We start from the raw sequence: 6,274 nt of genomic DNA on the forward strand, positions 1-6,274 counted from the left end.
CCATGTGTCTGGGCCTATTTGGTGAGCATTCGCGCCACGCGAGTCCACCGCAACCGTGACTGGCATGTCTTCAACTTCGAATTCATAAATGGCTTCCATACCTAAATCTTCGAATGCCACCACGCGTGCTTTCTTAATCGCTTTCGCCACTAAGTAAGCCGCGCCACCCACCGCCATCAAGTAGACCGCTTTGTGGTTTTTGATTGACTCCACCGTCGCAGGTCCACGCTCTGCTTTGCCTATCATCCCCATAATGCCCGTTTCATCAAGCATCATGTCGGTAAATTTGTCCATACGTGTCGATGTGGTCGGGCCTGCTGGACCAACAACTTCATCACCCACCGCATCAACGGGGCCAACGTAGTAGATAAATTTACCTTTAAGATCGACACCTTTAGGCAGCCCTTCGCCATTTTGCAACATTGCTTGGAGTCGTTTATGTGCGGCATCACGGCCCGTTAAAATCTTACCGGAAAGAAGAAGTGTTTCACCGGTTTTCCACTCTTGAACCTCTTCTTTAGTAACCGCATCAAGGTTGACGCGGCGCGCGCTTGCTCCTGCGTCCCACACAATTTGTGGCCAATCTTCTAGCTTTGGTGGTGTAAGCTCAGCAGGGCCCGTGCCGTCTAGCGTAAAGTGAACATGGCGGGTTGCCGCGCAGTTAGGGATCATACAAACAGGTTTAGACGCGGCGTGAGTCGGCGCTGTTTTGATTTTTACATCCACAACGGTGGTTAAGCCACCAAGCCCTTGCGCACCAATGCCTAAACGGTTCACGCGGTTAAAAATATCTAACCGCAGTTCTTCTTCCGCATTTTGTGGACCACGATCAATCAGTTCTTGAATATCGATATGCTCCATCAATGATTCTTTAGCAAGCACAGCCGCCTTTTCCGCGGTGCCGCCAATACCAATGCCGAGCATACCCGGAGGACACCAACCCGCCCCCATCAAGGGTACGGTTTTTTCTACCCATTCAGCAATGTCATCGGAAGGATTGAGCATTACCATCTTGGTTTTGTTCTCACTGCCGCCGCCTTTGGCTGCGATTTGAATGTCGACTTTATTTCCTGGCACCATATTGATATGAACGACAGCAGGCGTATTGTCTTTAGTATTAATACGCTTACCAGCAGGATCCATTAATATAGAAGCGCGCAATGGGTTATCTGGATTGGTGTACGCTTGACGAACTCCTTCATCAATCATTTCTTGCACCGTGAGATCAGACTCCCATTGCACATTCATACCAATGTTGACAAAACAGGTTACGATGCCGGTATCTTGGCAAATGGGTCGATGCCCTTCTGCTGACATGCGCGAGTTAATGAGAATTTGTGCGATCGCATCTTTCGCAGCTTGACTCTCTTCTCGATGATAGGCCTTTTCTAGCGCTTGAATGAAATCCAGAGGGTGGTAGTAAGAGATATATTGAAGAGCGTCAGCGACACTGCTGATCACATCCTGCTTGCGAATTACCGTCATTGCGTGCCTCGTTATTGTTATGCTTCCCTTGACTGTTGCGTGTTCCTCATTCAATAAGCGGTAAGCTTCTCAGCAAAAAATCAACTTATTGATGTGATTCAATCAAGTAGCAGCTTTTAATTTGCATTTTATGATACTCTTGCTTTACTCAACACGCCATGCAGTGATCGGTCTCTTTGTCACAAATTACGCAAATGAACAACAACGAATTCAATCATATCCAAGTTAACGCACTGACTTACCATGTCGATCTCGCTCACCAATTGTTTTCTAAAATCGAAGACTGCCCGTGGGCTATGCTGTTGCGCTCCGCCTCTAAGACGCATATCGATAGCCGTTTTGATATTTTAGTCGCTGAACCACTGGCCACCTTAGTGACACAAGGGGATAAAACGACGGTATGCGAACCGCAGTCTCGTTATGATTCTCAGGCAGACCCATTCCAACTGCTCAAACAGTTGCAGCAGCAGTATTTGCCCGATGTTCAAAGCGATATAGACCTTCCTTTCGTGGGCGGTGCACTCGGTTATTTTGCCTATGACTTAGGGCGGCAGATAGAACGAATTCCAACGCTCGCTGAGCACGATTTATCCACACCTGATATGGCGATTGGTCTCTATCAATGGGCTGTGGTCGTTGATCATTTGCACCAAGCCGCCTACGTGGTGGGCAATCATATTGATGAAGCATGGCAATGGCTCAATGCTCAGAGTTCAAAAAATAACGACGATTTTGTATTACGCTCTGATTGGCAATCCAACATGAGTAAAGAGAGCTACCAACGGAAATTTGAGCAAATCCAGCGCTATTTGCTCAGTGGTGATTGTTATCAAATCAACCTTGCACAGCGTTTTCAAGCCCATTATGAAGGCAGTGAATGGCAAGCTTATCAAAAACTGGAAGCGTTTAATTGCGCACCATTTTCGGCTTTTATTCGCTTAGAGGAGTCAGCGATTTTGAGTGTCTCTCCCGAACGTTTTATGCAGGTCAAACACAACATCATCGAAACTAAGCCGATAAAAGGCACCCGACCAAGAAGCGATAACCCCAGCATTGACGCCGCTAACGCGGCAGACCTTACTTGCGCAGAAAAAGATCAAGCAGAAAACTTGATGATCGTTGACCTATTACGAAACGATGTTGGCCGTGTGGCAAAACCGGGGTCTGTACATGTGCCTAAGCTGTTCGATATTGAAAGTTTTCCTGCCGTGCATCACCTTGTGAGTACCATTCGCGCAGAACTTGATTCCGCCTATTGCGCGGCCGACCTATTAAGAGCCAGCTTCCCCGGAGGCTCAATTACTGGCGCACCAAAAGTACGTGCAATGGAAATTATTGAGGAGTTAGAGCCTCACCGCCGTAGCGCTTACTGTGGCAGCATCGGCTATATTAGCCGCCACGGGACAATGGACAGCAGTATTGCTATCCGAACTTTGGTGGCAGAGAAGCAACAACTGCACGTTTGGGCTGGTGGCGGTATTGTTGCCGATAGTCAGTGTGAGCTTGAATATCAGGAGACACTGGATAAACTGAGCCGCATTTTACCTGTGCTCGAACAACCTCGTTAACCTTTCCAAGGTTTATTGGACTAGGCTAAAAAGAGGTAGACGCAAAATCCGAATAGGTAACGAAAATGAAGAGAAACAGCGTACAGACTGCGACCCCCTTGACAAAAGATCGGCTTATCCAGCGCTTTCAGTTGCAACAACCTGTGCCTTATCATGAAGAATCTATCCGTCGTGTGGCACACCTTGCTCCCCAAACCTTACGCAAGGCTTCAGTGTTAATTGGTTTTGTTGAGCGGCAGAATGGTTTAAATGTGGTATTAACCAAAAGAGCTGCACACCTTAAACATCATCCGGGACAAATCAGTTTTCCTGGCGGGAAATATGAGGAAGTCGATGGCTCACTGCAGATCACTGCGCTTCGTGAAGTAAGAGAAGAAATTGGAATTCTAGCAAACGACATTACTATTTTTGGGCAACTGCCTGAATTGGTTACCGTCAGTAAATTTGTAGTGACGCCCTTTCTTGCTTTTATTAACCCCAATTACAAAGCTATTATTGATACCAATGAAGTGGACGAAATATTTGAAGTTCCCGCCCACCACCTGTTTGATCGAAACAAACTCTATAGCGAATTATTTCAAGTAAAAAATCAACGACATCGCGTTTTCGCCATCCCTTATCAACATCATTTTATTTGGGGGATGACAGCGCAGATCATTCATGTTTTGCAAAAACAAGTTATTCAACCTCATTAATATTCAAACTATTCAACCATAAGTTTAAATAACACGGATGATTATTTTTCCTTATCCCGTCCAAAAGCAAACGTTTGGCATGAATAAATGTTAATCGAAGCATTATATTGATAACTTTTACTAATCCAAATCATTAACATTACTCACATGTAGCACGCCATTTTCGTGATCAAAAATGGGTTTTTGACATATCATTCAATAAGCCAGAACGTTACATGATTTAGATCTAGTTTTCGAATGAGAAAATTATGCAAAATGCGCTCGACTTATTTCCTGTTCCCAAAAATGAGTAATACAATATGAACACAACAACTTCGTCGGCATCTGCCGTACAATCCTCTAGCAAGTGGACTTATAAAGATTTCACTTGGTGTCTTTCACTTTTTGGTACAGCCGTTGGTGCCGGTGTACTTTTCCTTCCAATTAAAGCTGGTGCGGGTGGTTTTTGGCCATTAGTAATGTTAGCCCTAATTGCGGCGCCAATGACTTGGTTCGCACATAAAGGCTTAGCTCGCTTTGTTCTTTCTTCAAAAAATGTTGATTCTGATATTACTGACACAGTAGAAGAGCATTTTGGTAAAACTGGCGCAAACCTTATTACGTTCGCATACTTTTTCGCCATCTACCCTATCGTTCTTATCTACGGCGTTGGTATCACAAACACCGTTGATTCCTTCCTTGTTAACCAAGTTGGAATGGAATCGATTCCTCGTTGGTTACTTTCTGGTGCGCTGATTGTGGCAATGACGGCTGGCGTAGTATTTGGTAAAGAGCTGATGCTAAAAGCAACGTCTGCCATGGTGTATCCATTGGTTTTCATTTTATTAGCACTTTCTTTCTACCTTATTCCAGAGTGGAACACCTCTATGATTGAAGTCGCACCTGATTGGTCTGCGATGCCAACCATCGTTTGGCTTGCAATTCCTATCATCGTGTTTTCATTCAACCACAGCCCAATCATTAGCCAGTTCTCTAAAGAGCAACGCCTACAACATGGTGACAACGCGGTTAAGAAAACCGATATGATCACTGGTGGCTCGGCCATGATGCTGATGGGTTTTGTAATGTTCTTCGTGTTTTCTGTTGTGCTGTCTCTGTCGCCAGAGCAACTCGCGTTAGCAAAAGAGCAAAACATTTCTGTGCTTTCTTACCTAGCAAACATCCATGAATCACCAATCATCTCTTACATGGGTCCTCTTGTTGCCTTTGCAGCGATTACCTCTAGCTACTTTGGTCACTTTTTAGGGGCACATGAAGGCCTAGTTGGTTTGATTAAATCTCGCTCAAATAGCTCAGTAAGCAAGATTGAAAAAATGTCACTGATCTTCATCGTGTTGACAACTTGGATCGTAACGATTGTAAACCCAAGCATCCTAGGCATGATTGAAACCATGGGCGCACCGATGATTGCTGGCATCTTGTTCCTGCTGCCTGTATTTGCAATGCACAAGATCCCTGCAATGGCGAAGTTCAAGACTTCAGCACCAGTACAGATTTTCACAACTATCTGTGGTCTTGCTGCTATTACTTCTGTAATCTACGGCGCTCTTTAATCTGGTGGTTATATCAACCGTCATGAATACTGCATACAGAACATAACTATAATAATGAGCCTCCCTCTTAGCTAGGGGGGCTTACTTTTGAGGTAATCGATATGATTAGTGTATTTGATATCTATAAAATCGGTGTTGGTCCTTCAAGCTCACACACAGTGGGACCAATGAAAGCGGGTAAAGAGTTTATTGATGATTTACGTTCAATGGGAAAATTGCGCGACATCACTAAAATCACCGTGGACGTTTATGGTTCATTATCACTGACAGGGAAAGGTCACCACACAGATATCGCTATCATCATGGGTCTTGCTGGTAATACCCCTGAGAAAGTTGATATCGATGCTATTCCAGGCTTTATCGCACGCGTTGAAGAAACCGAGCGTCTTCCCGTTGGTATGCACTGTCATACCGTATCATTTCCTAAAGAAGGTGGAATGAATTTCCACAAAACGAATTTATCCTTGCACGAAAACGGCATGCAGATCCACGCGTGGATCGATGATGAAGTCGTTTACTCAAAAACCTACTACTCTATCGGCGGTGGTTTTATCGTTGATGAAGAAAACTTTGGTAAAGAAAAAGAGAACCCAATTAAAGTTCCTTATGTCTTCACTAGCGCTGACGAGATGATGAACCAATGCAAAGAGAGTGGTCTTTCCATCAGTACGCTGGTTATGGCTAACGAAAAAGCACTGCATTCTGATGAAGAAGTTCGTACTTACTTTGCCAATATTTGGAAAACCATGCGCGAATGTATGGACCGCGGTATGAATACTGAAGGTATCTTACCAGGGCCTCTTCGTGTTCCACGCCGAGCAGCAGCACTTCGTCAACAGTTAATGACCTCAGAAAAAACCACTAATGATCCAATGGCAGTCGTTGACTGGGTAAACATGTACGCTTTTGCAGTGAACGAAGAAAATGCCGCGGGTGGGCGTGTGGTGACAGCACCTACTAATGGCGCATGCGG

General features: G+C 44.9%; 5 protein-coding genes. 4 read left to right on the forward strand and 1 reads right to left on the reverse strand.

The window, feature by feature from the left end; translation table 11 throughout:
- On the reverse strand, nt 1-1,485 hold a 1,485-nt coding region (locus tag AACQ21_RS03560; RefSeq protein WP_105977660.1), incomplete at its 3' end, for a fumarate hydratase.
- A gap of 176 nt (nt 1,486-1,661) precedes the next feature.
- On the opposite strand from AACQ21_RS03560, the gene pabB reads away from it, so the two are divergent.
- The 4 genes from pabB to AACQ21_RS03580 form a co-directional block, all read left to right on the forward strand.
- Complete coding sequence (gene pabB / locus AACQ21_RS03565; RefSeq protein WP_105977661.1) at nt 1,662-3,053, forward strand: aminodeoxychorismate synthase component I; 1,392 nt, start codon at nt 1,662-1,664, stop codon at nt 3,051-3,053.
- A gap of 65 nt (nt 3,054-3,118) precedes the next feature.
- Complete coding sequence (locus AACQ21_RS03570) at nt 3,119-3,748, forward strand: CoA pyrophosphatase (RefSeq protein WP_013856776.1); 630 nt, start codon at nt 3,119-3,121, stop codon at nt 3,746-3,748.
- Nucleotides 3,749-4,047: 299 nt separating this feature from the next.
- Nucleotides 4,048-5,301 (forward strand): aromatic amino acid transport family protein, encoded by a 1,254-nt coding sequence (locus tag AACQ21_RS03575; RefSeq protein ID WP_017047579.1) that lies wholly within the window; start codon nt 4,048-4,050, stop codon nt 5,299-5,301.
- Nucleotides 5,302-5,402: 101 nt separating this feature from the next.
- A partial coding sequence (locus tag AACQ21_RS03580; RefSeq protein ID WP_105977662.1) for an L-serine ammonia-lyase occupies nt 5,403-6,274 on the forward strand: 872 nt, incomplete at its 3' end.

Source organism: Vibrio sp. V01_P9A10T6, from assembly GCF_963877065.1.
GTDB lineage: Bacteria > Pseudomonadota > Gammaproteobacteria > Enterobacterales > Vibrionaceae > Vibrio > Vibrio anguillarum.

Coding starts and splice junctions, on each gene's coding strand:
- AACQ21_RS03570 (WP_013856776.1), top strand. CDS start 3,119: ATGAAGAGAAACAGCGTACAGACTGCGACCCCCTTGACAAAAGATCGG.
- AACQ21_RS03575 (WP_017047579.1), top strand. CDS start 4,048: ATGAACACAACAACTTCGTCGGCATCTGCCGTACAATCCTCTAGCAAG.